The sequence below is a fragment of the Brevundimonas guildfordensis genome (assembly GCF_014836405.1).
Taxonomy (GTDB): Bacteria; Pseudomonadota; Alphaproteobacteria; order Caulobacterales; family Caulobacteraceae; genus Brevundimonas; species Brevundimonas guildfordensis.
Genome location: NZ_JACSQU010000001.1, coordinates 1,407,951 through 1,431,020 on the forward strand (window position 1 = coordinate 1,407,951; position 23,070 = coordinate 1,431,020).

Below are 23,070 nucleotides of genomic sequence, written 5' to 3' on the forward strand. Positions count from 1 at the left end.
TCTTCATCCGAGCATCGACCCCCAGTTTTGAGAGGCACCGAGATGACCACGACCAAACGCGCCTTGGGCGGATCGAGCCTGACGCTCTCGCCCCTGGTGTTCGGCGGCAACGTCTTCGGCTGGACTGCAGACAAGGCCCGCTCGTTCGCCCTTCTTGACCGGTTCGCCGAGGCCGGCTTCGAAACCATCGACACCGCCGATGTCTATTCCACCTGGGTCCCGGGCAACGCCGGCGGCGAATCCGAGGCCATCATCGGCGAATGGATGAAGGCGCGCGGCAATCGCGACCAGATCAATCTGATCACCAAGGTCGGGATGCAGATGCCCGACGGCCAGGGCCTGTCGGCGGCGTGGATCGAGCAAGCGGTCGAGGCGTCGCTGCGCCGACTGCAGACTGATCGCATCGACCTGTATTTCTCGCACGTCTTCGACGAGGTCGCGCCGGTCGAGGAAACGCTGTCCGCCTATGACCGCCTGATCAAGGCCGGCAAGGTGCGCGCCATCGGCGCCTCGAACCATACGGCCGAACAACTGGCGACGGCGCTGAAGGCGGCCGCTGACAACGGCCTGCCCCGCTATGAGGCGCTGCAGCCGCAATACAACCTCTACGACCGCGACGGTTATGATGGCGCTCTGCGCGATCTGGCGCTGCGCGAAGGCCTGGGCGTCATCACCTATTACAGCCTGGCCAGCGGCTTCCTGACCGGCAAATACCGTAGCCAGGCGGACCTGGGCAAAAGCCCGCGCGGCGGCGGCGTGGCCGGATATCTGAACGAACGGGGCCTCAGAGTTCTCGCCGCTCTGGACGCGGTCGCCGCCGAGCATCAGGCGACCCCGGCCGAGATCGCCCTGGCCTGGTTGATCGCCCGCGAAGGCGTCACCGCCCCGATCGCCAGCGCCACCAGCCTTGAACAGCTGGATGGCCTGATCCGTTCGACCCAGATCACCCTGACCGCCGGGGACATCACCCGGCTCGATCAGGCCAGCGCGGCCTGAAGGAGACGTGACCATGCAGATCAATCTTGAAGGCAAACGCGCGGTTGTCACCGGCTCGACCGCCGGCATCGGTTTCGCCATCGCCAAGGGTTTGGCCGAAGCCGGGGCCCAGGTGACGGTCAGCGGCCGCACCCAGGCGGCGGTCGACAAGGTCGTCGCCGCGCTCAACGCCGCCCTGCCCTCGCCGCGGGTCACCGGCGTCGCCGCTGACCTGTCGACGGCCGAAGGCTCGGCGACCATGATCGCCGCCGTTCCGGAAGCGGACATCCTGGTCAACAACCTCGGCATCTACGACGCCAAGCCGGTGTTCGATCTGGAGGACGCGGACTGGGAGCACGTCTTCAACGTCAACGTCACCACCGCCGCCCGACTGTCGCGCCATTATGCGCCGATCATGAAGGCCAAGGGTTGGGGCCGACTGATCTTCGTCTCCAGCGAGTCGGCGCAGAACATCCCGGTCGAGATGGTCCATTACGGCGTGTCCAAGGCGGCGCTGCAGGCCCTGTCGCGCGGTTACGCCAAGGCCCTGGCCGGCACAGGGGTCACCGCCAACGCTGTGCTGCCCGGCCCGACGCGGACCGAAAGCGCCCGCGCCTTCCTGGCCGACCTGGCGCGGGACGGAGGAATCCCGGCGGACCAGATAGAGGCCCGCTTCCTGGCTGAAAACCGCCCATCGACCCTGATCCGCCGCTTCGCCGAGCCGGAAGAGGTGGCGAACCTGTGCGTCTATGTCGCCTCGCCTCTATCCAGCGCCACGACCGGCGCGGCGCTTCGCGTCGAAGGGGGCATCGTCGAAAGCCCTGCCGGCTGATCAAGCGGTCAACCGGCGAGGCTGACGCGTAGCCACCGACCGGCGAAAGGCTGAAACGCGGTTAGGCGCGGGCGACCTGGAAGCCGGCGAAGGATTGGCTGACCGGCATCAGCTCCAGCGCATTGATGTTGAGGTGCGGCGGCAGGGTCGCGACCCAGAACAGGGTCTCGGCGATGTCCTCGCCGGTCATCGGCGCCGCCCCGCCGTAGAGCGTGTCCGACGCCGCCTGGTCGCCCCCGGTGCGGACCAGGGTGAACTCCGTCTCGGCAATGCCCGGCTCGATGGAGGTGACGCGCACCCCCGTCCCGTGCAGGTCAGATCGCAGGCCCAGCGAGAACTGGCGCACGAAGGCCTTGGTGCCGCCATAGGCGTTGCCGCCCTTGTACGGATAGGTCGCGGCCACCGAACTGATGTTCAGGATCGCGCCCTTGCGCGCAATCAGACGCGGCAACAGACGGTGCGTCAGCGTCACCAGACCAGTGATGTTGGTGTCGATCATCTGGCGCCACTGGGCCAGGTCCGCCTCCTGCGCCGTCGCCGTCCCCAGCGCCAGGCCGGCGTTGTTGATCAGCACGTCGATGTCGCGGAAGCCCTCGGGAAGCGCGTCCAGGGCGGCGTCGATGGCGGCTTCGTCCCGCATGTCGAAGGGCGCAGCGTGGACCCGATCCGCGCCCAGTTCGGCGACCAGTGCGTCCAGACGTTCCTGGCGGCGGCCCGTGGCGATCACCTTCCAGCCTGCGCCGGCGAAGCGGCGCGCCGCCGCCCGGCCGATGCCCGAGGTGGCTCCGGTGATCAGAATGACGCCGCTCATGATGTCCGTCCTGGCTGAGGCTTTACTGTCGGGCCGACTTAATCCCGCACCAGCCCGCCGTCGACCACCAGATTCTGCCCCGTGACCGCCCGGCTCCATGGCGAGGCGAAGAACAGGGCGGCGTCTGCGAACTCTTCCGGCGTGGTGACAGAGCGCAGCGGCGTCATGCTGGCGATCAGGTCGAACACCGCCTCGGGCGTCGCCGCGCTGGCGTCGGTCGTGCGCAGCAGGCCGCCCGAGATCATGTTGACGGTGATCCCCGACGGTCCCAGATCGCCCGCCGCCGTGCGCGTCAGGCTAAGCAGGGCGGCCTTGGCGGCGGTATAGTCGTGATAGGGCACGACCGGATTCTGGAACAGGTTGGTGCCGATGTTGACGACCCGGCCGAACTTCTGAGCCGCCATGCCCGACGCCGTTGCTTGGATGACGTTCAGGGCGCCGCGGATCACGGTCGTGAACTGGCGCTCCATGTCTTCCCACGGGATGTCCGCCATCTGTGCCCGGGCGTCGCCGTTGAAGCTGTAATCCAGCGCATTGTTGACCACCGTGGTCACCGCCCCGGCGAAATGGGCCTCGACCCTGGCGACCATGGCGTCGACCGCCGCGCGGTCGGTCACGTCAGCCTGAACGGCGAAGGCGCGCTCGCCAAGTTCGGCCGCCAGCGCCTCGGCGCGTTCTCCGCTGCTGCGCCAGTTGATCGCCACCCGCGCGCCCTGCCCCGCAAAAGCCCGCGCCGCCGCCGCGCCCACGCCGCGCGCCCCGCCGGTGATGAGAACGATCTGATCGCGGATTTCCATGAGAACAACTCGCAATTAATGAACCGGGCTCAGCCATAGGCCGCGCCTGTGAGGAAGGCCAGACAGGCATGGAAGAACAGCGGTTGCATTTGCCCCTGGCCTCCACGTTAATCGACCTCAGCTAAGGAGACCGCCATGCTGACCCTCGCCGCCGCCCTCGTGCTCTCGCCGATCTCCGTGCCGGTCGAACTGCCTTCGACGCCTGCGCCGCTCCACGGAGTCCTGCTGACGCCCGAGGGCCAGACGCACGCCGCCGCCGTCATCATTCCCGGCTCAGGCCCGACGGATCGCGACGGCAACAGCCCGCAGTTCGGCATCAAGGCGGCGACCTATCGCTTGCTGGCTGAAGGCCTGGCCGAGCGGGGTGTCGCCAGCATCCGCATTGACAAGCGCGGCATCGGCGAGAGCGCCGCCGCCGGTCCCTCCGAAGCCGACCTGCGCTTCTCGACCTATGCCGAAGACGCCCGCGCCTGGGCGGCCGAGGCGGCGGCGAAGGCGGGCCGCCCCTGCGCCTGGCTGATCGGCCATAGCGAGGGCGCGCTGGTCGCCCTAGCCGCTGTCGCCGCCAATCCCGATAAAGACGGCGACGACAAGGTCTGCGGCCTGGTGCTGCTGTCCGGCGCCGGGCGTCCGGCGGGCGTGGTTCTGCGCGAACAACTGGCCGCCCTGCCTGAACCGCTGAAGGCCGAGGCCTACGCCGTGGTTGAGGAACTCGAGGCGGGCCGCACGGTCGCCAACCCGCCTGCATCGCTGGCGGCGCTGTTCCGGCCTTCGGTCCAGCCCTACCTGATCTCGTGGCTGACGCTGGATCCGGCGAAGCTGGCGGCCGCCTATGACGGCCCGGTCTTCATCGGCCAGGGCGCGACGGACATTCAGGTGACGGCGGCCGACGCCGAGGCGCTGAAGGCCGGCCAGCCGCGCGCCGAGCTGGTGATCTGGGACGGGGTGAACCACGTCCTGAAGGTCGCGCCCGCCGACCGCGCCGCCAATGTCGCGACCTATATGGACCCGGCCTTGCCGCTGGCGCCTGGCGTGGTCGAGGCGGTGGCGGAGTTCATGCTGAAACCGCGCTAGACCCTTAGTCGTCCAGTTCCGCCCGCGCCTGTTCGGCCAGGTCGAAGAAGAGGCGGCGCACCTCTGCGGCGAAGGGGTTGTCGTGCTCGATGGCGCGGAACACCGCTTCGCTGTCGTGACGGACCATGTCGACGCCCTGCATGACCCGCTCGAAACTGGTCGTGGTCATGCGCGTCGGCAGCGGCTCCATCGCCAGCAGCACCTTGGCGATCAGGTGGGTCAGGCCCTGCACCGTCGCCGCCTCGCGGTCGTGATCCTCGGGACCGACGACGAAGACCTTCAACCCCAGCGCCTTGCGGCAGAAGGCGGCGACGCGCCACGCCGCCTTGTCGCCCCGCACCGGACAGACGGCGATGCGCAGGCCGGCGATGCCGTCCTTGCCGCTCTGAGGACCGAACAGGGGATGAGTGCCGACGATCTGAACGCCCGGCGGCAAACCGTCCAGCATGACCTTGGCGGGCTTCACCTTCACCGAGCCGACGTCGAGGATCAGGGCGCCCGGCGTCACGGACGGCGCGATGGCCGCGACCGTCTCGGCCAGGACGCCGACCGGCACGGCCAGCACCACCGTCGGACAGGCCGCCGCCGCCTCCAGCGTCGTCAACCGCGCCAGCCCCTCGCCGTCGCTGACCGCCGGATCGTGGACGAGGATGTCGAACCACGGCGACAGATGCTTAGCCGTCAGCCGCCCGAAGGCGCCGAAGCCGATCAGGCCGAGTTGGGGTTTGGGGTTGTTCACCCCGCCAGCGTCTCCTGGAACCGCACCGGGCGGCCATGCGCCTGACCGATCAGTTCGCCGTCCTTCATCACCACGCGGCCGCGCACGATGGTGGCCACCGGCCAGCCGGTCGCCTCGAAGCCGTCGAACGGGGTCCAGCCGCAGCGCGTGGCCTGCTGGTCGTGGGTGATGGTCTTCTTCGCCTTCAGGTCGACGATGGTCAGGTCGGCGTCATAGCTGACGGCCATCCGTCCCTTGTTGGCCGTGCCGAACACCCGCTGCGCCCCGCCCGAAGTCAGGTCGATGAAGCGCTCCAGCGACAGCCGCCCGTTCGCCACATGGGTCAGCATCAGCGGCACCAGGGTCTGCACCCCCGGCATGCCCGACGGCGAGGCCGGATAGGGCTTGGATTTTTCTTCCTTGGTGTGCGGCGCGTGATCCGAGCCCAGCACATCGGCCACGCCCTGCTGCATCCCCCACAGCCACAGGGCGTCGACGTGCTCCTGCGACCGGATCGGCGGGTTCATCTGGGCGTAGGCGCCCAGACGCTGATACGCCTCGGGCGCGACCAGGGTCAGGTGCTGGGGCGTGATCTCGACGGTGGCGACGTCCTTGTGGAAGCGCAGGAACTCCATCTCTTCGCGCGTCGTGACGTGCAGGACGTGGATGCGCGCGCCGGTCTCTTTCGCCAACCCGACCAGACGGCGGGTAGACATGATGGCGCTTTCGGCGTCGCGGACTTCAGGATGGCTGGTCCAGTCGCCGGTGCGGGCCAGGTTGCGGCGCTCGACCAGGCGGTATTCGTCTTCCGAGTGAAAGGTGGCGCGGCGGCGCACGTTGGACAGCACCTTCCTCACCCCTTCGTCGTCGGCGATCAGCAGGTCGCCGGTCGAGGCCCCCATGAAGACCTTGACCCCGCAGCAGCCCGGCAGGCGCTCCAGATCGGCCAGATGCTCGGCGTTCTCATGCGTGCCGCCGACGTAGAAGGCATGGTCCGTCCACATCCGGTTGTTGGCCCGCACCACCTTGTCGGCCATGGTCTCGGGATCAGTGGTGTTGGGATTGGTGTTCGGCATTTCGAACACGGCGACGACGCCGCCCAGGGCGGCCGCGCGGCTGCCGGTCTCCAGGTCTTCCTTCCATTCCAGACCCGGCTCGCGGAAGTGGACCTGGGTGTCGATGACGCCCGGCAGGACGGTCAGGCCCGTGGCGTCGAACACCTCTCCGGCCGAGGCCTGGGACAGGTCCCCGATGAAGGCGATCCGGCCGTCGATGACGCCGACGTCGGCCTTGCCGCGTCCGGCGTGGTTGGCAACCTCGCCGCCCCGGACGATCAGGTCATAGGTCTGGGTCATCGCGCGCATCTCCTGAAGCTCCGGGGCTTATGCGCGCCGAAGGCTTGGAGACGCAAGCCGAGGGTCAGTCAGGAGGCCCGTTCCGCCAGCAGCTTCTTCGCCGCCTTCAGCACCCGCTCGTAGGGCAGGTCCATCATGTGCTGGATGTGCTGGTTCAGGCGCGGGTCCAGTTCCTGGAACTCCTGCAGGCTGCGAGGTCCGCGAACGGCGACGCCGGTCCAGGGGCGTTTCATCATCTCGTCAGAAGGACCAAAGACCGCCACCGCCGGCACGCCAGCCGCCACCGCCAGTTGCGTCCATAGCGAGTCGCCGCCCAGATAGAGGTCCGCGTGCGACAGGGCGGCCGCCGTCTGCAACCGCGTCAACCGCCCCTGAAGCTCGATCACCCGGTCGCGCTTGACCGCCGAGCGAATGGTCTGGGCCGCGTCGCGGTCCGCCTCCTCGCCCACGATCATCAGCCGCCCGCCCGCCAGCGGCCCGCCCTCGCCCAGCAGGGAAATGGCGACCTTGGCGTAGCGGTCGGCGGGCCAGCGCTTGCCGATCCAGTCGGCGCCCGGCCCGATGGCCAGGATCGGCCCGTCGCCCGCCGGGATCAGGACGTCGGCGGCTTCCTGAGTGTCCCGCTCGATAAACAGGCGGGGGGCCGGAATCTCATCCAGTTGCAGCGTCCGCGCCGCCTGCTCGACCAGGTGCACGCCCGCCACGGTCTTGCCCTTCACCGCGCGGCGCTGGCGCCGCAGCTTGCCCGACAGGGTGGAGCCGCGCATGTCGACCACCAAGCCCCAGTTGGTCTCGCGCACCTGGTTCCACAGGGCGATCCAGTCCCAGCGCCCGTCACGGTCCAGCGTGATCAGTCGCTGCAACCTCGGCAGGTCGGCGAACAGCGGCGCACTGGCCGGAGAACCGACAACGGTGAAGGTAGCCTGCGGGATCGCCTCGACCAGTTGGGCCAGCGCCCCGGACGACAGGACCGCCTCTTCGGCGTCCGCCTCGGCGATATAGAGGATCGGAAAACGACCATGCATGACGTCAGCCTATCCGGATTCTCAAGGCGATTCAGCGGCGAAACTGAAACAGGACCCGAAACCGGGCTTCATCGCGCCAGCGCCCGTCGCGCAGGGTCGAACGGCAGCACTTCCCTGATAGAAATCAGCGTCTTGAATGCACGTACCCGGGCGTCGTCGTTCAGCATCTCACGCGTGAAGACCTCATAGGCCTCCATCGTCGGCACCACGACATACAGGATCAGGTCGGTATCGCCGGTCACGTACCACGCGGCCTGAACCTCGGGACGGGCCGTCAGCTTGTCGATCAGGGCGTCCAGAACCGCCGTGCCTTCGCGCTCCATCTCGACCAGGACGTGCATGGTCAGGACGCGCGCCAACCGGGCGGGATCGACCACGGCGACATCGGCGATAATGACCCCTTCGTCGCGCAGCCGCCGCAGACGCCGCGACACCGCCGATTCCGACAGACCGACCTTCTCCGCCAGCAGGCGCGCCGGTTGGAGATTGTCGCGGCGCACCAGAGCCAGCAGACGACGGTCAAAGGAATCGAGGTCGGCGTTTTCTTGCATAGGACGTAACCATACGCGTGTTTCTTGCATCATCGCAGGCGAAATCGCCAAGAAAAACGAGCGGGTTTTGGATAGGTTGCCGGCCATGTCCTCCCCGGCCCTCGCCCTTCGCCATCCGCGCCTGTCAGCGGTCCTGCCCTATCTCGCCCTGATCGGCGGCATGGTGTCGCTTTCGGCCGGCACCTCCTTCGCCAAGACGCTCTATCCGTTGGTGGGACCGGCCGGGACGGCGGGCCTGCGCGTCGGACTGTCGGCCATCGTGCTGCTGGCGGTGTTTCGTCCGTGGCGCGGCGCCTTCACCCGCAGCGACCTGCGCGCGCTGGCGATCTATGGCGTGGTGATGGGGCTGATGAACCTCAGCTTCTACATGTCGCTGAACACCATTCCTCTGGGCGTGGCCCTGGCGATCGAATTCATGGGGCCGCTGGCGGTCGCCCTGTTCAACTCGCGGCTGCTGATCCACTTCGTCTGGATCGGGCTGGCGGTGCTGGGTCTGGTCCTGCTGCTGCCGCTGAACGGCAACGTGTCGGGGCTTGATCCGGTCGGCTGCGCCTATGCGGCGGCGGCGGCGGTGTTCTGGGCGGGCTATATCGTCTTCGGCAAGCGGGTCAGCCATTTGCCCAGCGGCGCGACCGTCGCCATCGGCATGACCTTTGCCGCCATGACCGTCGTGCCGTTCGGGATCGCTGGCGCCGGCGTGAGCCTGCTGGACCCGAAGATCCTCGCGCTAGGTCTGGTGGTGGCCCTGGTGTCCAGCGCCCTGCCCTACACGCTCGACATGGTCGCCCTGCGCCACATTCCCAAGCGCACCTTCGGCGTGGCGGTCAGCGGCGATCCGGCCATCGGCGCCCTGGCGGGCCTGTTCGTGCTGGGCGAGCACCTCACCAGCCAGCAGTGGCTGGCCATCGCCGCCATCATCGCCGCCTCGGTGGGCGCCGTGCTGACCTCGCCGTCAGACGAGCAGCCGCTGCAGGATCCAGCCGCCCCGGCCTGATCGCCTGCAACGTAGAGCTGGGCCCGCTCTCTGGCGGCACGAGCGTTCACAGCGCGCGCACAGATCGCTCCACCTGCTCCCAATCGCAGGCTCAAAGCCTCACCAGCTTCACCGGCCATTAACCATGATGCGGCACGGTTGGCGCAACGGTCGCGCGGCTCGCGGCCTGGGGGTCCTCCTTGCGTAATCTCGTCGCCGCCGTCGAAGCGATCGACCCGCTGGTCGTCACCGGCAAGGTGGCGGGCGTCAGCGGCCTGCTGATTGAATCGCGCGGCGGCCTGTCGCGTCTGGCCGTCGGCGCGCGGGCCGAGATCGAGCGGCGCGGCCAAGCCCCCCTGCCCGCCGAGGTCGTCGGCTTTCGCGAGGCCAAGGCCCTGCTGATGCCCTTCGGCCCGGTCGAGGGCGTGGCGCCCGGCGCCGACATCAAGATCATTAGCGCCGCCGCCAGCGTGCGCCCGACGACGGCCTGGCTGGGGCGCATCATCGATTCCTTCGGCGAGCCGATCGACGGCGCAGGGCCGCTGACGCCGGGCCTCGTCCCCTACCCCTTGCGCGCGCCGCCGCCGCCCGCCCATTCGCGCGGCCGGGTGGGCGATCGGCTGGACCTGGGCGTGCGGGCGATGGACGTCTTCACCACCACCAGCCGCGGCCAGCGCCTGGGCATTTTCGCCGGTTCGGGCGTGGGCAAGTCGGTTCTGCTGTCCATGCTGGCGCGGCAGGCGACCTGCGACGTCGTCGTCGTCGGCCTGATCGGCGAACGGGGCCGCGAGGTCCGCGAGTTCATCGAGGAGACGTTGGGCGAAGAAGGGCTGAAACGCGCCGTCGTCGTGGTCGCCACCAGCGACGAACCGGCGCTGAAGCGGCGCCAGGCGGCCTATATGACCATGGCCGTGGCCGAGTTCTTCCGCGATCAAGGGATGGAGGTGCTGTGCCTGATGGACAGCGTCACCCGCTTCGCCATGGCCCAGCGCGAGATTGGCCTCGCCGCTGGCGAACCGCCGACGACCAAGGGCTACACCCCCACCGTCTTCACCGAATTGCCCAAGCTGCTGGAGCGCGCCGGGCCGGGGCCGATCCGGCCGGACGGCACGGAGGCGGGACCGATCACGGCCCTGTTCACCGTTCTGGTCGACGGCGGCGACCATGACGAGCCGATCGCCGACGCCGTGCGCGGCATTCTGGACGGCCACATCGTCATGGACCGCAAGATCGCCGAGCGCGGCCGCTTCCCGGCCATCGACGTGCTGAAGTCCGTCAGCCGCACCATGCCCGGCAATCAGTCCCCGCCCGAGCGCGAACTGAACCGCCGCGCGCGCCAGTGCCTGAGCGCCTATTCCAACATGGAAGAGCTGATCCGCATCGGCGCCTATCGCACCGGCGCGGACCCCATCGTCGACCGCGCCATCGCCCTGAACCCGGCCCTGGAAGGCTTCTTGACCCAGGACAAGGACGACGTGACGCGCCTGAACGACAGTTTCGACAGACTTGAAACCATCCTGAACCAGGGCATGGTGGACCAATGATCGCGGGAGACGACGCATGACGGCCTGGGCCCAATCCCTGATCCGCATCTCCAACTATGAGGTCGAGACGCTGCAGAAGCGTCTGGCCGAGATCAGCGCCCGCAAGGCCGAGGCCGAGATGCGCGTCGCCGTCCTCGACGCCGAGGCCGAGATCGAGCGCGAGAACGCCCGCCATGACGCCAACTCCGGCATGATGCTGCAGGCCTATCTCAACGGCTGGAAGCAACGCCGCGCCGACGCGGAGGCTGAGATCGCCGCCGTCTCGATCGAAGAAGAAGGCGCCCGCGACGCCCTGACCGGCGCCTTTGAGGAGCTGAAGAAGTTCGAGCACGTCGCCGAGACCACCCGGCTGAACAAGCTGATGGCCGCCGCCAAGCGCGAGGCCGCCGCCTACGACGAAATGGGCCTGCGTCGTCGCGCCGAAGGCTGAGCCGTGATCGACCGCCGCGCCCTGCTGGCCTCGACCCTCGCGCTCGCGTCCTGCGGCGCAGGCGAGGCGCCTGAAACGGCGTCGTCCGGCCCCGTTCGCCCGCTGAAGTCCGTCGCCCCGTTCCCGGTCGGGACGGTCGCCATGGCCGGCCAGCTGTCGGATCAGGCCTGGTCTAACCTCGTCTCCACCCACTTCTCCCAACTCACGCCCGAGTGGGAGATGAAGATGGAGTACATCCTGCAAAAGGACGGCTCCCTGCGCTTCCACGCGCCGGACCGCATCGCCTATTTCGCGCGCGACCTCGGAGTCCGCCTCTTCGGCCACGCCCTGATCTGGTACGCGCAGGAGCATCCGTGGTTCACCGCCCTCGTCGACGACCGCGCGCGTTTCATCGCCGAGCACGACCGCTATATCGCCGAGGTCGCCGGGCGCTGGCGCAGCCAGATCGTCGGCTGGGACGTGGTCAACGAGCCGGTGGAGGATGACGGCGGCGGCTATCGCGACTGCGTCTGGAGCCAAGGCCTCGGCGGGATCGACGCCTATATCATCCGCGCCTTCGAACAGGCCCGCCTCGCCGCGCCCGAGGCGACCCTGTTCCTGAACGACTACAACCTGGAGAACACGCCGAAGAAGGGCGCCGCCTTCCTGCGCCTGGTCGAACGGCTGCTGAAGGCGAGCGCCCCGGTGCAGGGCATCGGCATCCAGTCCCACCTCGACATCGAAATCCCCAAGGGCCAGGTCGCCGCCTTCATGAACGAGGCCCGCCAGTTCGGCCTGCCCATCCATGTCTCCGAACTGGACGCTTCATTGAAGCGCGGCGGACGGATGCCGGACCTGCGCTCCCGCGCCCGGCGCCGCGAGCAGCAGAGCGCGCGCGTGGCCGAACTGGCCGAGGCCTTCATGGACCTGCCTCCGGCCCAGCGCTTCGCCTTCACCGTCTGGGGCGTGCGCGACCGCGACTCCTGGCTGCGCCGCGCTGAGAACGACGACGGCCAGGACAGCCCCCTGCTGTTCGACGATGCCGGCGGCCCCAATCCGATGTTCGGCGTGCTGAGCGAGGCGTTCGCGGAGTAACCCGTTCGTCCGCCAGGGAAGGTGAGCAAACGAAAACGCCCGCCGGGTTGCTCGGCGGGCGTCTGAGATTTCGTCCCTGAGTGGAGGCTCAGGCGGAGGCGGTTCAGGCGGCGACGGTGGCCGCGCCTTCGGCCGGGTCGCGCAGGACATAGCCACGGCCCCAGACGGTTTCGATGTAGTGCTTGCCGCCGGCGGCCGTCGCCAGCTTCTTGCGCAGCTTGCAGATGAAGACGTCGATGATCTTCAGCTCCGGCTCGTCCATGCCGCCGTACAGGTGGTTCAGGAACATCTCCTTGGTCAGGGTCGTGCCCTTGCGCAGGGAGAGCAGCTCCAGCATCTGATATTCCTTGCCGGTCAGGTGCACGCGGTGGCCGTCCACCTCGACCGTCTTGGCGTCCAGGTTCACGGCGATCTCGCCCGTGTGGATGATCGCCTGGGCGTGACCCTTGGAGCGGCGGACCACAGCGTGGGTGCGCGCGATCAGCTCGTCCTTGTGGAAGGGCTTGGTCAGATAGTCGTCAGCGCCGCCGCCGAAGGTCTTGACCTTGGTGTCGATCTCGTGGCTGCCCGAGAGGATCATCACCGGCGTATTGATCTTGCCGTTGCGCAGTTGGCGCAGAACCTCAAGCCCGCTCATGTCCGGCAGGTTCAGGTCAAGCAGGATGAGATCGTAGTCATAGATCTTGCCCAGATCGATGCCTTCTTCACCCAGGTCGGTAGTGTAGACGTTAAACCCTTCCGACTTCAGCATCAGCTCGATGCTTTGAGCCGTCGCGTGGTCGTCTTCGATCAACAGGACGCGCATTCATGCCCCTCCAGGCAAAGCTTGGGATGGCCGCGCGTGAGATGCGGCCGGGTAACCTTGTTCCAACGTTAACGGGTCAAAACCTTAAGAAGGGTTAACGGGTCCCGATATGGAACGCGTAGGGTGATTTGCGAATCGCCGTCCAGAGGCCCGAGTCAACGATTCGTTAATTTATTTGGGGCCGACGTCGCATTCCCCTGTTGACCTTTGCCGCGTCTTCCACAGGGGACGTGCACAACCATCCACGCCGATGCCGGGAAGCACCTGGGGAAGCGACCGTTTCTGACGTCGATTAGGACAACATTCCTATCTTAGCCGCCAAACGCACTCATAATGGCGGCATCCACAGGAATGGCGGGAGGAAACGCAGATCATGGAACCCTATCGCGTGCCAGTGACGGAGGGCGACCGCATCCGGGCGGACGCGGCCCTGTCGCTGTCAGGACTGGCGCTGGGCGTGCCGGTCGCCGAAATGACGCGGCGCGAGCGGGTGCGGCCCCGGGCCTGCCGCGCGCGCTGGTCGGCCATGTATCTGGCGCACGTCTCGTTCGGCTGGCCGCTGGAGCGGGTGGCCCACGCCTTCGGCCTGAACCGGGCGACGGCGGGCGCCGCCTGCCGCTGGGCCGAGGACGAGCGCGACCGACCCGACTACGACGCGCTGATGGATGGGCTGGAAGGGGCGCTGCGGACGGTCATGGGCCTGCCGCTGGTCGACCTGGCGCCCGAAACGGGAGGCCGCCGATGAGCCGTCAACTGCAACGCGCCCGCAATCTGCTGCAACGCCCTGGCGCCTGGCTGGATCAGGCGGGCGGCGCCTATTCGCTGCGGCTCGGCGGCGACCGGCGCAGCCGCGTGGTGCTGACTCTGGACGAGGCCGCCTTCCTCGCCGTGATCGAACGGCCGGGGCTGAAGCTGCGTCAGGGCGGCGGCTGGCTGCCTCGCGCCGCCAACGACCACGCCCCCGCCTCGCCCCCGCCCGGCCGGCCCGGCGTCATCGACGGGGAGCGTCCGGTGATGGAGGCGGACGGCCGGATGACGACCCGCCGCGCCAACCTGGGCGAGAGCCCGATTCTGTGGCTGGCGCGGCGCAAGGACCAGTCGGGCCGCCCCTGGCTAACCCCGGCCGAGGTCGCGGCCGGAGAGCGGTTGCGCGCCGAGGCCGAGATCGCGGCCGCCGGCCCCTCAATGACCATGCGCTGGGACGGCCTGCCCCGCAGCGTATCCGGCGGCGGCGCGGGTCGGGTCGAGCCGAGCGACCGCGCCCTCACCGCTTCCGCCCGCGTTCAGGCCGCGCTGGAGGCTTGCGGGCCGCGCCTGCGGGCCATGGTCGAAAAGGTCTGCATCCACGGCACGTCGCTGCAACTGGCCGAACAGGCCCTGTCCCTACGCCGCCGTCAGGGCAAGACCTTGCTCAAGCAGGGACTGCAGGCCTTGGCGGAGCATTACGGCCTGGGCTGAGGGCGCTTCAGAATATGCCGACCGCCGCCTCGGCCCAGATCGTCAGGACCGCCAGACCGATGAGGCCGGCCAGGACCAGCCGAGCCCAGGGCGCACGGACCGTCCACAGGACGAGTTCGAGCAGCAACCCCGCCCCAACCAGCAGCACGCCGGCGAAAAGGAAGTCTTCGAGCCCCCAGCCCACCTCTTGCGTGAACTGCATCGCCACCAGCGGCGTGAGCAGGACCATGCCGACAGCGCCCCAACCCGCCATCCGCATCGGGTTCAAGAAGGAAGTCGTGCGTTTCGTCAGGACCGACATCAGATCGCTCCACAGCGTTTGAGACGCCCGATCATGCGCCGACCGGCCACTTGCAGCGAGTAGAAAATACTCCGCCTCAGCCTGCAGCAAGCATCGACGCCTGAGCCGCCTCGCGGATGCGGCCGACCATGCTGTTCAAGCCGTTGGCGCGCTGGCGGGTCAGGGCCGAGGGTAGGCCCAGCCGATCAAGAGCGGCCTTGGCGTCGAATCCCAGAATCTCGGTCGGCAGCCGGCCTGAATAGAGCCGCAGCAGCAAGGCGATATTGCCCTTGGACAGGGCGCTGTCGCTGTCGGCGTCGAAAAACAGCCGCCCGCCCTCGGGCCGCAGGGATAACCACACCTGAGCCGCGCAGCCCGGCACCTTGTTCGCCTCGATCCGCGCCGCTTCGGGCAGGGGCGGCAGGTCCTTGCCCAGGTCGATGACGTATTCGATCCGCCCTTCCCAGTCGCCCAAGAGGTCGAACTCTTCGACCAATTCAGCCAGGGTCTTGTCAATGGAGCGATCGGGGGCGGGAGAAGTCATGGGCGCGACATAGGCCCCCGCCGCCGCGATCACAACCGGCGCCCCGCTCCCCCTACAGGCGAGCGCCCTAGGGGCTTCTGCCGACGCAGCCTAGATTACGGTTGTTTTCACTCCTGTCCGTCGCGGGCCCTTTGAAGCCTCACACCGCCCTGCTTGATCCGATCCGCCGCCCCGAGGTCCACGACGCCCGGGACGGCGCCGCCGTGGCCGCCTGGCACGCGGGCTGGGCGGCGGCCGTCGGCGTGACGGCGCTGTTCGCGACGGGCGCAGACGCAGCCACGGCTGCGACGCCCCTGCTCCTGGCGCTGGCGGTCATGGCCGCGCCGGGTCTGGCCGGGCTGACCTTGCTGCGCCGCGACGATGACGAGGCCCGTTCGGCCCTGTTGACGCTGTGGACGCTGGCGGCGCTGGCTGGCGCGGCGCTCAGCGGCGGGGCGGGCGGCCCGCTGGCGGGCTTCGTCTTCGCGCCGTTGGCGGCCGGGCTGGCGCTGGGCGGCCGCCGCCGCGTGCTGGTCGCCGCTGTAGCCGCTACGGGCGCGGCGGCCGCCGGCCTGCTGTCCGGCTGGCTGTTGGGCGCGCCGGCGGCGGAGGCCGCCACGGCCGGCGTCTCGGCCCTGGTGACAGCGGGGGCGACCACGGCGGCCCTGCTCCTCGGCGCCCGACGCGCGGCTCGCCGGATGGAGGTCGCCGAGGCCGACGTGGCCGGGGTCGAAACCCTCCTGGCCGGGCAACCCGCCCTGACCCTGGCGCTGAACCAGGACCTGCGCGCCCTGGCCGCCTATGGCGCGGCGCCCGCCGCCCTGCCGGTCGAGCCGCTGTTCAAGGACGGGCTGCTGTCGGCCGTCGACCCGGCCGACCGCCCCGCCGTCCTGGCCGCCCTGGCCCGCGCCCGCAACCTGGGCGAGGCCCAGGTCCGCTTTACGCCCCGCCTGGCGCTGGACCGCCGCATCCTTTTGACGGCGCGGCGCATGGATGACGGCTCTCGCCTGATCGTTCAGGCTCTGGACGCCACCTTGCAGTACGCCCGCGAGGCCGAGCTGGACGCCGCCCGTATGGAGGCTGAGGCCCAAAGCGCCGGCAAGTCGCGCTTCCTGGCTCACATGAGCCACGAACTGCGCACCCCGCTGAACGCCGTCATCGGCTTTTCGGACGCCATGCGGCAGGAGCTGTTCGGCCCGGTCCCCTCGCGCTACGCCGACTACGCCCGCTCGATCCATGAGGCGGGGGGCCACCTGCTGGACCTGATCAACGATGTCCTGGACGTCAGCCGCATCGAGGCCGACCGCTATGAGCTGGCGCTGGAGCGGTTCGACGCGCGCGAGGCGGTGACGGCCGGCTTGGCGCTGGTCCGCCTTCAGGCCGAGGACAAGGGGGTCGAACTGACCGCCGTCCTGCCGCAGGAGCCGCTGATGATCCGCGCCGACCGCCGGGCGCTGAAGCAGATGACGCTGAACCTGTTGTCCAATGCGGTGAAGTTCACCCCGGCGGGCGGGACGGTCACGGCCTCGGCCCAGTCGACGGGCTCCATGCTGGAGCTGGTCGTCGCCGACACCGGCGTCGGCATCGCCAGGGCCGATCTGGCGCGGCTGGGCCGCCCCTATGAACAGGCCGGCGAAGCGGAGCAGAAGGCGAAAGGCAGCGGGCTGGGGCTGGCCCTCGTCCGCGCCCTGGCCGAACTGCACGGCGGGACGTTGAGCCTGGACAGCACCCTGGGCGAGGGCACGGCCGCCGCCCTGCGCCTGCCGGTTCTGGCCGAAGCCTGACGCCGCCGTCAGACCGGTCCCATGGCCAGGAAGGCGCGGGCGGCGGCGAAATCGCCCGCCTCGAAACGCGCCGTCGCCACGCTGTCGTCGCGGAACAGGAACTCGATCAGGAAGGGTTCGCGCGGGTCCAGCGCAGCAAGCGCCTCGGCGGCGCTGTCGGGAAAGCGCCAGACCTCGCCCGTCCGCGCGCCCGAGACCAGCAGCTCGCGCGGGGCGAGATCGGACCCGGCTGCGAACACGGCCCGGCGCGCGGCGTCCGGCGGCAGTCCGTCTGCGGCGAGCCATGGTCGGGGCGAGCGCGCCGCGTCGCGCATGACGATCCGCGCGGCATAGGGCCGGGGCTTGCCGGCGAAGGAGACGACGGCCGTCGGACGCGCATCCTGGGGCGCCCTGCCGGTCAGACCGAACCGCACGGGCGAGGCCCCGGTCGCCCCGTCCTGAAACAGGCGCCATCCATCACGGGCGCTTTCGAAACGGTCGGCGCTCCAGACGGCCGTGTCGCCAGGGAAATTGATCCGCGCCGCGCGCGACCAACCGGCGAAGGCGTGGCGCACCCGCGCCTTGACCCGGTTCAGTTCGGCGTCGTTGCAAGGGGTGGCCTCGGCCCGCGCCTTGGCCCGCCCGGCTGTTGCGGCCAGTTCGGTCGCCGGGCGACCTGAACGCAAGGCCGCCCCGCGCGCCTGCAGGGTCGCCGCCTCCAGCGCCTGGGTCAGGCGCGGCTCGAACAGGCGGCACTTGTCCTGCGCGGCCCGCACGAAGGCGCGCTCATAATAGACGTCGCCAAAGTTCTGGCCGGCAGCCGTCGCCGTCCCGGCCGCGAGGGCCAGTGCGACGACCACGGCCAGCGTTCTGCTGACTATGCGAGGCGACAGCGCTATGTTCATGGCTCCACCCTAGCCGACGCCGGTTCCGGGTCCGTGTCCAAACAGGGTGAACCAATTGCTTCTTTCCACTGACGTCTGGGTCGGGGCCCTAATCCGCCGCGCCGAACTGGAAGGCGCCAACGCCGTGGTGGTGAAGAAGGGCGACGCCCGCGCCGGGGCCGTCATCGTCAAGGCCTATGACACCGCCACCCGCACCGCCCGTCTGTGGACCGAGGCGACCGGCCAGGACGGCGAGCCCCTGTGGATCCAGCCCGTCGCCAGCGAAATAGAGAGCGAACTGGACGCCTATCTGGAGCGCCAGCGCCGCTATGATCCCGACCTGTGGGTCGTCGAGATCGAAGACCGACAGGGACGGCACTTCCTGACCGAGAAGACGCAGGACTGACCCTCTCCCGCCGGGAGAGAGGGTCCATAGGTAGGCTGCCCCCGAACCGGCCCTCAAGCAGGGCGAAGGCCGGTAGGGCCGCTAAAAATGGTAACCGGCCCGTTCACCGCGTTCGTGAACCGGACCGCAAGCGCCGGCCGCCTACAACTCGTCGCCTGGGGCCAGAACGGTCCGGAAAGCGGGCGCGGTCCATGCTGTTTCTCCTGAACGACGTCGTCTTCGATCTGGACGAGGCCTGCCCGGCCCCCAGCCACGACGTGCGGCGGTTCGAGAACCTTTCGTTCGACTATGTGCTGGAGATGGGTTGCGAACTGTTCGCCGAAGACCCGCTGCTGCACCACAACGACCCGGCCCGCGCACGCCGTCTGGCCTGGCTGATCGCCCACAAGGCCGAAGGCGTCAGCGCCGCCCTGTTCGCCGCCCCTGCGCCGGGGTGCGCCCCCGAGGTGGTCGAGCCGCGCTTTTGCGCCCTGCCCCAGATCGTCGTGCGCCACCTGCATCAACGCGCGCGGCGCGGCGCCCTGGACGCGGTGACGGCCGACCGGACGGTCTGGAGCCGTCTGGCCGCCTGAGCCGAAGCGCATATTGACGCTTTACGGCGAACACGACCGACCTCTACCCTCGGCATGGTGATGGGAGGGCGATGATGGCGGGTTTAAAAATGTTCCCACGGCGCTGGGGGCCCACCAGGCCGCTGGCGATTGCGGCGGCCGCCGTCTTGGCGACCATGAGCGCCAGCCCAGCCCGGGCCGACTGGCTCAGGGCCGAAAGTGAGCGTTTCGTCGTCTACAGCGACGGCGGCGCTAACCAGTTACGGCAATTCACACAGGAACTGGAATCCTTTGACCGCCTGCTGCGGATCCGTCTGGGCGTAAGCCTCGAGGCGCCGACCTATCGGAAGCTGCCCGTCTACCTTCTAGGCTCGCGCACCGCCATGCTGCGGGTCAGGCCGGGCGCTCAGGATGGGCTGGCCGGGTTTTACATGGCGACCGACGAAGACATCTTCGGCGTAGCGCGCCGCGACGAGGAAATGCACACGCTCAAGCATGAGTATGCGCATCATTTCATGATGCAGAACTTCTCGCACGCCTACCCAGCGTGGTTCATTGAGGGCTTCGCCGAATATTTCGCCACCGCCGACTTCAAGCGCGATGAGATCCATGTTGGCAAATACAGCCAGAACCGCGCCTACTGGCTGATAAACGGCGCCTGGGTGTCAATGGAGGAGCTCTTGGCCGAGCGGCCAGGCGCGTCGGTCCGCCATCGGGAGACCTATTACCCGTTAGCCTGGCTGCTGACGCATTGGTTCATGAGCGACACCGAACGCCGTCGCACTCTGGGCACCTATCTGGCGGCCGTGGGCGACGGCGCCGACCCCGTGGCGGCCATGCGTGATGCCACCGGGCTGACGACGACCGAGTTGCAACGCGCCCTGCGCCGCTACGTCCGCGAACGCATGACCTATGTGGTGATGAAGACGTCCTTCGATGCAACGAACATCGTCGTCACCACCCTGCCGAAATCCGCTGATGATCTTCTGCTGCTGAACCAGCGATTGAAAGTGGGCGTGCCAGAGGAGCAGCGTGCGGCCACCGCACAGGATGTGCGTCGAGCCGCTGCCCGCCACCCGGACGATCCGCTGGCTCTATTGGCCCTGGGACATGCCGAGCTGCATTTCGGTGACGCCGCTGGGGCCGAGGCTCCATTGCAGCGCCTGATAGAACTCGACCCCGACCACGTCGAAGGCTTGCAATATCTCGCCCGCACGCGGATGGACGCCGCTGCGGCCTCGGACGACCGTGACGCCGCCCTGCGCCTCAAAGTCGAAGCCCAAGGCTATCTGTCGCGGGCCTATGTCGCCGATGACGCCAACTACGTCACCCTGTTGCTGATCGCAGAAAACCGGGCCGACTCACCGAGCTATCCAAACGAGAACGACGTGGCTGTGCTGGAGCAGGCCTTTGTCCTCGCGCCGCAACTCGGCGTTGTTCGGATCAATCTTGCGCAAGCCTTGCTGGCGCATGACCGGAACATCGAGGCGGCGGGGCTGTTGCGACCGTTGGTCGCCGACCCTCACGCTCCTAGTTCCACTGCCCGCGCCCTTTTGCAACGCGCCGAAGGACGCTCCGAAGCCGATGAGGATGATGTCGACGACCACGACATCTCGGTGACCCCGGCTCCGTCCGACCCTGCCGCCCGCGAATGACAGAGTCGGCCCGATTTCGCGCGCCCTAGAGCAGAATCCCGAACACCGTGTGCACGAGGGCCGCGGCGACGACGATCAGACCGAACCCGGCCAGAAAGCAGACCAGCGGGTGAATCTTGCGCTCGCCCTGCGCGGGCGCGACCTTGCCTGGGTGGACCAGAGCCATGACGTTTTCCCTTCCCTAGTGCGGCGAACTCATGGCCCGCCGTCTCCCAGAAACGAGCATGCCTCGAATAACCCTTATAGGCGAGGGGTCTCTCACGGCATCGTGAACGTCGACAATTGGACCCCGGCGCGCTAGGTCGCGCCTCCTAAAGGAAGCTCCATGTCCAAACTGACCCTCGCCCAGGAGGCCGACCGTCGTCGGACCTTCGCCATCATCGCTCACCCGGACGCCGGTAAGACGACCCTGACCGAGCATATCCTGCTGGCGGGCGGCGCCGTGCGCGCGGCGGGCGCGGTCAAGGCGCGCGGCGAGAACCGCCGGGCGCGCTCGGACTGGATGAAGATCGAGAAGGAGCGGGGCATTTCGGTCACCGCCTCGGTGATGACGTTCGAGCACGACGGCAAGATGTTCAACCTGCTGGACACGCCGGGGCACGAGGACTTCTCGGAAGACACCTATCGCACCCTGACCGCCGCCGACTGCGCCATCATGGTGCTGGACGCCGCCAAGGGCATCGAGCCGCAGACGCTGAAGCTGTTCGAGGTGTGTCGTCTCCGGGACATCCCGATCATCACCTTCATCAACAAGCTGGACCGCGAGGCCCAGGACCCGATGGCCCTGCTGGACGAGATCGCCAGCCGCCTGCAACTCGACCCCTCGCCGATCTGGTGGCCTGCCGAGAGCGGCAACCGCCTGCGCGGTCTGGCCGAGGTCGGCGGTCAGGGCCGGTTCCAGCCATATACCCGCAAGACCGCGGACAGCGACGGCCAACACCCGGTGCCCCTGCCGTTTGACGACGCCGCCCCCTTCTTCGAGGGGACGGAACAGGCCGACATGGTCGACGCGCTGGAGCTGGTCGAGGCCGGCTACAAGCCGTTCGATCATCAGGCCTTCCTGGAAGGCCATATGACGCCTGTGCTGTGGGGCTCGGCCCTGCGCCACTTCGGCATCGAAGAGCTGCTGAAGGCCATCGGCGAATGGGCGCCGCCGCCCAAGACGATGAGCGCCCGCAAGGAGGCGCCGCCTGAAACCCGCAACGCCCCCGCGCCGGAAGACATCACGGTCGAGCCGAGCAAGGACGAGGTCACCGGCTTCGTCTTCAAGGTTCAGGCGAACATGGACCCCAACCACCGCGACCGCATCGCCATGTTCCGCATGGCCTCGGGCAGCTTCAAGCGCGGCATGAAGCTGAAGGTCCAGAACACCGGCAAGCAGCTGTCGGTGAACGCCCCGATCATGTTCTTCGCCTCGGACCGCGAACTGGCCGAGGAGGCCTATGCCGGCGACGTCATCGGCATTCCCAACCACGGCGTCTTGCGCGTCGGCGACAGCCTGTCGGAAAGCGGTCTGGTGCGGTTTGCGGGCCTGCCCAACTTCGCCCCTGAAATCCTGCAGCGCGTCCGCGTCAAGGACCCGCTGAAGGCCAAGCACCTGCAGAAGGCGCTGGTCGGTCTGGCCGAGGAAGGCGTGACCCAGCTGTTCCGTCCGGAACTGGGCGCGGACTTCATCGTCGGCGCCGTGGGCCAGCTGCAGTTCGAGGTCATGGCCGACCGCCTGGGCGAGGAGTACGGCTTGGACGTCATCTTCGAGCCGTCGCCCTACGCCGAGGCCCGCTGGGTGTCCGGCGCCAAGGCCGACCTTGAGGATTTCGCGGGCAAATACCGCCCGCAAATGGCCGCCGACATCGACCAGAACCCGGTCTTCCTGGCCAAGTCGAGCTGGGAGACGGGCTATGTCTCCGAACGCTTCCCCAAGGTCGCCTTCTCGAAGACCAAGGAACGCGGCTGACCGATTACGCGCTGGCGCGGGCGGGGGAGCCTTCCCGCGCCAGACCCTGGAACCACGGCAGGAAGATCTGGATCAGCGGGCCGATGCCCACGGCGAAGACGATGGTGCCGACGCCGACCGAGCCGCCCAGCAGCCAACCTCCGGCCAGGACGCTGAGCTCGATCAGCATCCGCGACACGCGGATCGACCAGCCCAGCCGCTGGTTCAGGCCAACCATCAGGCCGTCGCGCGGTCCCGTCCCCATGCCCGCACCGATATAGGCCGCGGCGCCCACGGCGGTCAGCACAACGCCCCCCGCCATGAAGGCCAGCCGCAGCGGCAGGGTCGTCATCTCAGGCATGACCGCCAGGGCCGCGTCCATCGACAGGCCGATGACGAAGATGTTGAACAGGGTGCCGATCCCCGGCTTCTGCCGCAGAGGAATCCACGTCAGCATGACCACCACCCCCATCAGGATGGAGGCGGTCCCCAGGCTCATGCCGGTGCGCAGCGACAGGCCCTGATGGAAGACGTTCCACGGATCCAGGCCCAGGTTGGCCCGCACCATCGCGGCGGCGGCGACGCCATAGAGGCACAGGCCCAGTTGAAGCTGGATGAAGCGACGCATGAACATGGCCCCCTTCTGCCTGATC

26 protein-coding genes are annotated in these 23,070 nt (G+C 68.5%); 14 read left to right on the plus strand and 12 right to left on the minus strand.

What is annotated here, in order from left to right:
* Nucleotides 1-42: 42 nt before the first annotated feature.
* Both H9656_RS06840 and H9656_RS06845 read left to right on the plus strand, forming a co-directional pair.
* The gene (locus H9656_RS06840; RefSeq protein WP_191743418.1) at nt 43-996 is read left to right on the plus strand and encodes an aldo/keto reductase; all 954 of its coding nucleotides are present in this window, start codon (nt 43-45) and stop codon (nt 994-996) included.
* Between the two features lie 13 nt (nt 997-1,009).
* Nucleotides 1,010-1,807, plus strand: a complete 798-nt coding sequence (locus tag H9656_RS06845; RefSeq protein ID WP_191743419.1) for an SDR family NAD(P)-dependent oxidoreductase — start codon at nt 1,010-1,012, stop codon at nt 1,805-1,807.
* Nucleotides 1,808-1,868: 61 nt separating this feature from the next.
* Here H9656_RS06845 and H9656_RS06850 read toward each other — a convergent pair whose 3' ends face one another.
* Entirely contained in the window at nt 1,869-2,618 is a 750-nt protein-coding gene (locus H9656_RS06850; RefSeq protein WP_191743420.1) for an SDR family NAD(P)-dependent oxidoreductase, read from the minus strand.
* A 38-nt stretch (nt 2,619-2,656) separates the two neighbouring features.
* Nucleotides 2,657-3,415 carry a 3-oxoacyl-ACP reductase gene (locus tag H9656_RS06855; protein WP_191743421.1) on the minus strand — a complete coding sequence of 253 codons (759 nt, stop codon included), beginning with the start codon at nt 3,413-3,415 and terminating at the stop codon, nt 2,657-2,659.
* Nucleotides 3,416-3,550: 135 nt separating this feature from the next.
* Here H9656_RS06855 and H9656_RS06860 point away from each other — a divergent pair, with 135 nt between their 5' ends.
* Nucleotides 3,551-4,489, plus strand: coding sequence for an alpha/beta hydrolase (locus H9656_RS06860; protein WP_191743422.1), 939 nt, complete (start codon nt 3,551-3,553; stop codon nt 4,487-4,489).
* Between the two features lie 4 nt (nt 4,490-4,493).
* Here the strand turns inward: H9656_RS06860 and H9656_RS06865 are convergent, their stop codons facing one another.
* The 4 genes from H9656_RS06865 to H9656_RS06880 form a co-directional block, all read right to left on the minus strand.
* On the minus strand, nt 4,494-5,228 hold the full coding sequence (locus H9656_RS06865; RefSeq protein ID WP_191743423.1) for a prephenate dehydrogenase/arogenate dehydrogenase family protein: 735 nt from the start codon (nt 5,226-5,228) through the stop codon (nt 4,494-4,496).
* On the minus strand, nt 5,225-6,562 hold the full coding sequence (locus H9656_RS06870) for a dihydroorotase (protein WP_191743424.1): 1,338 nt from the start codon (nt 6,560-6,562) through the stop codon (nt 5,225-5,227). Before H9656_RS06870 ends, H9656_RS06865 begins: the two co-directional genes overlap by 4 nt.
* Before the next feature lie 68 nt (nt 6,563-6,630).
* Complete coding sequence (locus H9656_RS06875) at nt 6,631-7,587, minus strand: glycosyltransferase family 9 protein (protein ID WP_191743425.1); 957 nt, start codon at nt 7,585-7,587, stop codon at nt 6,631-6,633.
* A 68-nt stretch (nt 7,588-7,655) separates the two neighbouring features.
* A complete protein-coding gene (locus H9656_RS06880; protein ID WP_191743426.1) occupies nt 7,656-8,138 on the minus strand; it encodes an Lrp/AsnC family transcriptional regulator in 483 nt (160 codons plus the stop codon).
* 85 nt (nt 8,139-8,223) lie between these two features.
* Between H9656_RS06880 and H9656_RS06885 the strand changes: the two genes are divergently transcribed.
* The 4 genes from H9656_RS06885 to H9656_RS06900 all read left to right on the plus strand — a co-directional run bounded on the left by H9656_RS06885 (nt 8,224) and on the right by H9656_RS06900 (nt 12,159).
* A complete protein-coding gene (locus tag H9656_RS06885; protein WP_191743427.1) occupies nt 8,224-9,132 on the plus strand; it encodes an EamA family transporter in 909 nt (302 codons plus the stop codon).
* 179 nt (nt 9,133-9,311) lie between these two features.
* Nucleotides 9,312-10,655 (plus strand): flagellar protein export ATPase FliI, encoded by a 1,344-nt coding sequence (gene fliI / locus H9656_RS06890; RefSeq protein WP_191743428.1) that lies wholly within the window; start codon nt 9,312-9,314, stop codon nt 10,653-10,655.
* A 16-nt stretch (nt 10,656-10,671) separates the two neighbouring features.
* Nucleotides 10,672-11,085 (plus strand): flagellar export protein FliJ, encoded by a 414-nt coding sequence (locus tag H9656_RS06895; protein ID WP_191743429.1) that lies wholly within the window; start codon nt 10,672-10,674, stop codon nt 11,083-11,085.
* A 3-nt stretch (nt 11,086-11,088) separates the two neighbouring features.
* Nucleotides 11,089-12,159: an endo-1,4-beta-xylanase gene (locus H9656_RS06900; protein ID WP_191743430.1), complete on the plus strand. Its 1,071-nt coding sequence runs from the start codon at nt 11,089-11,091 to the stop codon at nt 12,157-12,159.
* Between the two features lie 103 nt (nt 12,160-12,262).
* On the opposite strand, the gene ctrA is transcribed toward H9656_RS06900, so the two are convergent.
* Nucleotides 12,263-12,964 (minus strand): response regulator transcription factor CtrA, encoded by a 702-nt coding sequence (gene ctrA / locus H9656_RS06905; protein ID WP_191743431.1) that lies wholly within the window; start codon nt 12,962-12,964, stop codon nt 12,263-12,265.
* 373 nt (nt 12,965-13,337) lie between these two features.
* Between ctrA and H9656_RS06910 the strand changes: the two genes are divergently transcribed.
* Entirely contained in the window at nt 13,338-13,709 is a 372-nt protein-coding gene (locus H9656_RS06910) for a chromosomal replication initiator DnaA (protein WP_191743432.1), read from the plus strand.
* A complete protein-coding gene (locus tag H9656_RS06915) occupies nt 13,706-14,422 on the plus strand; it encodes a DUF6456 domain-containing protein (protein ID WP_191743433.1) in 717 nt (238 codons plus the stop codon). Before H9656_RS06910 ends, H9656_RS06915 begins: the two co-directional genes overlap by 4 nt.
* Before the next feature lie 7 nt (nt 14,423-14,429).
* On the opposite strand, the gene H9656_RS06920 is transcribed toward H9656_RS06915, so the two are convergent.
* Together H9656_RS06920 and H9656_RS06925 are read right to left on the minus strand one after the other, a co-directional pair.
* Entirely contained in the window at nt 14,430-14,723 is a 294-nt protein-coding gene (locus tag H9656_RS06920; RefSeq protein ID WP_191743434.1) for a hypothetical protein, read from the minus strand.
* A 76-nt stretch (nt 14,724-14,799) separates the two neighbouring features.
* Complete coding sequence (locus H9656_RS06925) at nt 14,800-15,246, minus strand: SufE family protein (RefSeq protein WP_191743435.1); 447 nt, start codon at nt 15,244-15,246, stop codon at nt 14,800-14,802.
* A 131-nt stretch (nt 15,247-15,377) separates the two neighbouring features.
* On the opposite strand from H9656_RS06925, the gene H9656_RS06930 reads away from it, so the two are divergent.
* Entirely contained in the window at nt 15,378-17,009 is a 1,632-nt protein-coding gene (locus H9656_RS06930; protein ID WP_225212255.1) for a sensor histidine kinase, read from the plus strand.
* 8 nt (nt 17,010-17,017) lie between these two features.
* Here H9656_RS06930 and H9656_RS06935 read toward each other — a convergent pair whose 3' ends face one another.
* Nucleotides 17,018-17,893: a hypothetical protein gene (locus H9656_RS06935; protein ID WP_191743436.1), complete on the minus strand. Its 876-nt coding sequence runs from the start codon at nt 17,891-17,893 to the stop codon at nt 17,018-17,020.
* 55 nt (nt 17,894-17,948) lie between these two features.
* On the opposite strand from H9656_RS06935, the gene H9656_RS06940 reads away from it, so the two are divergent.
* The 3 genes from H9656_RS06940 to H9656_RS06950 all read left to right on the plus strand — a co-directional run bounded on the left by H9656_RS06940 (nt 17,949) and on the right by H9656_RS06950 (nt 20,484).
* Complete coding sequence (locus H9656_RS06940; RefSeq protein WP_191743437.1) at nt 17,949-18,278, plus strand: DUF1491 family protein; 330 nt, start codon at nt 17,949-17,951, stop codon at nt 18,276-18,278.
* A 191-nt stretch (nt 18,279-18,469) separates the two neighbouring features.
* A complete protein-coding gene (locus H9656_RS06945; protein ID WP_191743438.1) occupies nt 18,470-18,850 on the plus strand; it encodes a hypothetical protein in 381 nt (126 codons plus the stop codon).
* 74 nt (nt 18,851-18,924) lie between these two features.
* A complete protein-coding gene (locus H9656_RS06950) occupies nt 18,925-20,484 on the plus strand; it encodes a tetratricopeptide repeat protein (protein ID WP_191743439.1) in 1,560 nt (519 codons plus the stop codon).
* A gap of 25 nt (nt 20,485-20,509) precedes the next feature.
* Here the strand turns inward: H9656_RS06950 and H9656_RS06955 are convergent, their stop codons facing one another.
* The gene (locus H9656_RS06955; protein ID WP_191743440.1) at nt 20,510-20,650 is read right to left on the minus strand and encodes a hypothetical protein; all 141 of its coding nucleotides are present in this window, start codon (nt 20,648-20,650) and stop codon (nt 20,510-20,512) included.
* A 159-nt stretch (nt 20,651-20,809) separates the two neighbouring features.
* Here H9656_RS06955 and H9656_RS06960 point away from each other — a divergent pair, with 159 nt between their 5' ends.
* Nucleotides 20,810-22,438, plus strand: a complete 1,629-nt coding sequence (locus tag H9656_RS06960; RefSeq protein WP_191743441.1) for a peptide chain release factor 3 — start codon at nt 20,810-20,812, stop codon at nt 22,436-22,438.
* A 4-nt stretch (nt 22,439-22,442) separates the two neighbouring features.
* Here H9656_RS06960 and yczE read toward each other — a convergent pair whose 3' ends face one another.
* Entirely contained in the window at nt 22,443-23,051 is a 609-nt protein-coding gene (yczE, locus tag H9656_RS06965) for a membrane protein YczE (protein ID WP_191743442.1), read from the minus strand.
* Nucleotides 23,052-23,070 lie beyond the last annotated feature (19 nt).

Bases quoted from the DNA above. Each gene is read 5' to 3' on its own strand.
- H9656_RS06840 (WP_191743418.1), top strand. From the start codon at position 43: ATGACCACGACCAAACGCGCCTTGGGCGGATCGAGCCTGACGCTCTCG.
- H9656_RS06845 (WP_191743419.1), top strand. From the start codon at position 1,010: ATGCAGATCAATCTTGAAGGCAAACGCGCGGTTGTCACCGGCTCGACC.
- H9656_RS06850 (WP_191743420.1), bottom strand. From the start codon at position 2,618: ATGAGCGGCGTCATTCTGATCACCGGAGCCACCTCGGGCATCGGCCGG.
- H9656_RS06855 (WP_191743421.1), bottom strand. From the start codon at position 3,415: ATGGAAATCCGCGATCAGATCGTTCTCATCACCGGCGGGGCGCGCGGC.
- H9656_RS06860 (WP_191743422.1), top strand. From the start codon at position 3,551: ATGCTGACCCTCGCCGCCGCCCTCGTGCTCTCGCCGATCTCCGTGCCG.
- H9656_RS06870 (WP_191743424.1), bottom strand. From the start codon at position 6,562: ATGACCCAGACCTATGACCTGATCGTCCGGGGCGGCGAGGTTGCCAAC.
- H9656_RS06875 (WP_191743425.1), bottom strand. From the start codon at position 7,587: ATGCATGGTCGTTTTCCGATCCTCTATATCGCCGAGGCGGACGCCGAA.
- H9656_RS06880 (WP_191743426.1), bottom strand. From the start codon at position 8,138: ATGCAAGAAAACGCCGACCTCGATTCCTTTGACCGTCGTCTGCTGGCT.
- H9656_RS06885 (WP_191743427.1), top strand. From the start codon at position 8,224: ATGTCCTCCCCGGCCCTCGCCCTTCGCCATCCGCGCCTGTCAGCGGTC.
- H9656_RS06895 (WP_191743429.1), top strand. From the start codon at position 10,672: ATGACGGCCTGGGCCCAATCCCTGATCCGCATCTCCAACTATGAGGTC.
- ctrA (WP_191743431.1), bottom strand. From the start codon at position 12,964: ATGCGCGTCCTGTTGATCGAAGACGACCACGCGACGGCTCAAAGCATC.
- H9656_RS06910 (WP_191743432.1), top strand. From the start codon at position 13,338: ATGGAACCCTATCGCGTGCCAGTGACGGAGGGCGACCGCATCCGGGCG.
- H9656_RS06915 (WP_191743433.1), top strand. From the start codon at position 13,706: ATGAGCCGTCAACTGCAACGCGCCCGCAATCTGCTGCAACGCCCTGGC.
- H9656_RS06920 (WP_191743434.1), bottom strand. From the start codon at position 14,723: ATGTCGGTCCTGACGAAACGCACGACTTCCTTCTTGAACCCGATGCGG.
- H9656_RS06925 (WP_191743435.1), bottom strand. From the start codon at position 15,246: ATGACTTCTCCCGCCCCCGATCGCTCCATTGACAAGACCCTGGCTGAA.
- H9656_RS06935 (WP_191743436.1), bottom strand. From the start codon at position 17,893: ATGAACATAGCGCTGTCGCCTCGCATAGTCAGCAGAACGCTGGCCGTG.
- H9656_RS06945 (WP_191743438.1), top strand. From the start codon at position 18,470: ATGCTGTTTCTCCTGAACGACGTCGTCTTCGATCTGGACGAGGCCTGC.
- H9656_RS06950 (WP_191743439.1), top strand. From the start codon at position 18,925: ATGGCGGGTTTAAAAATGTTCCCACGGCGCTGGGGGCCCACCAGGCCG.
- H9656_RS06955 (WP_191743440.1), bottom strand. From the start codon at position 20,650: ATGGCTCTGGTCCACCCAGGCAAGGTCGCGCCCGCGCAGGGCGAGCGC.
- H9656_RS06960 (WP_191743441.1), top strand. From the start codon at position 20,810: ATGTCCAAACTGACCCTCGCCCAGGAGGCCGACCGTCGTCGGACCTTC.
- yczE (WP_191743442.1), bottom strand. From the start codon at position 23,051: ATGTTCATGCGTCGCTTCATCCAGCTTCAACTGGGCCTGTGCCTCTAT.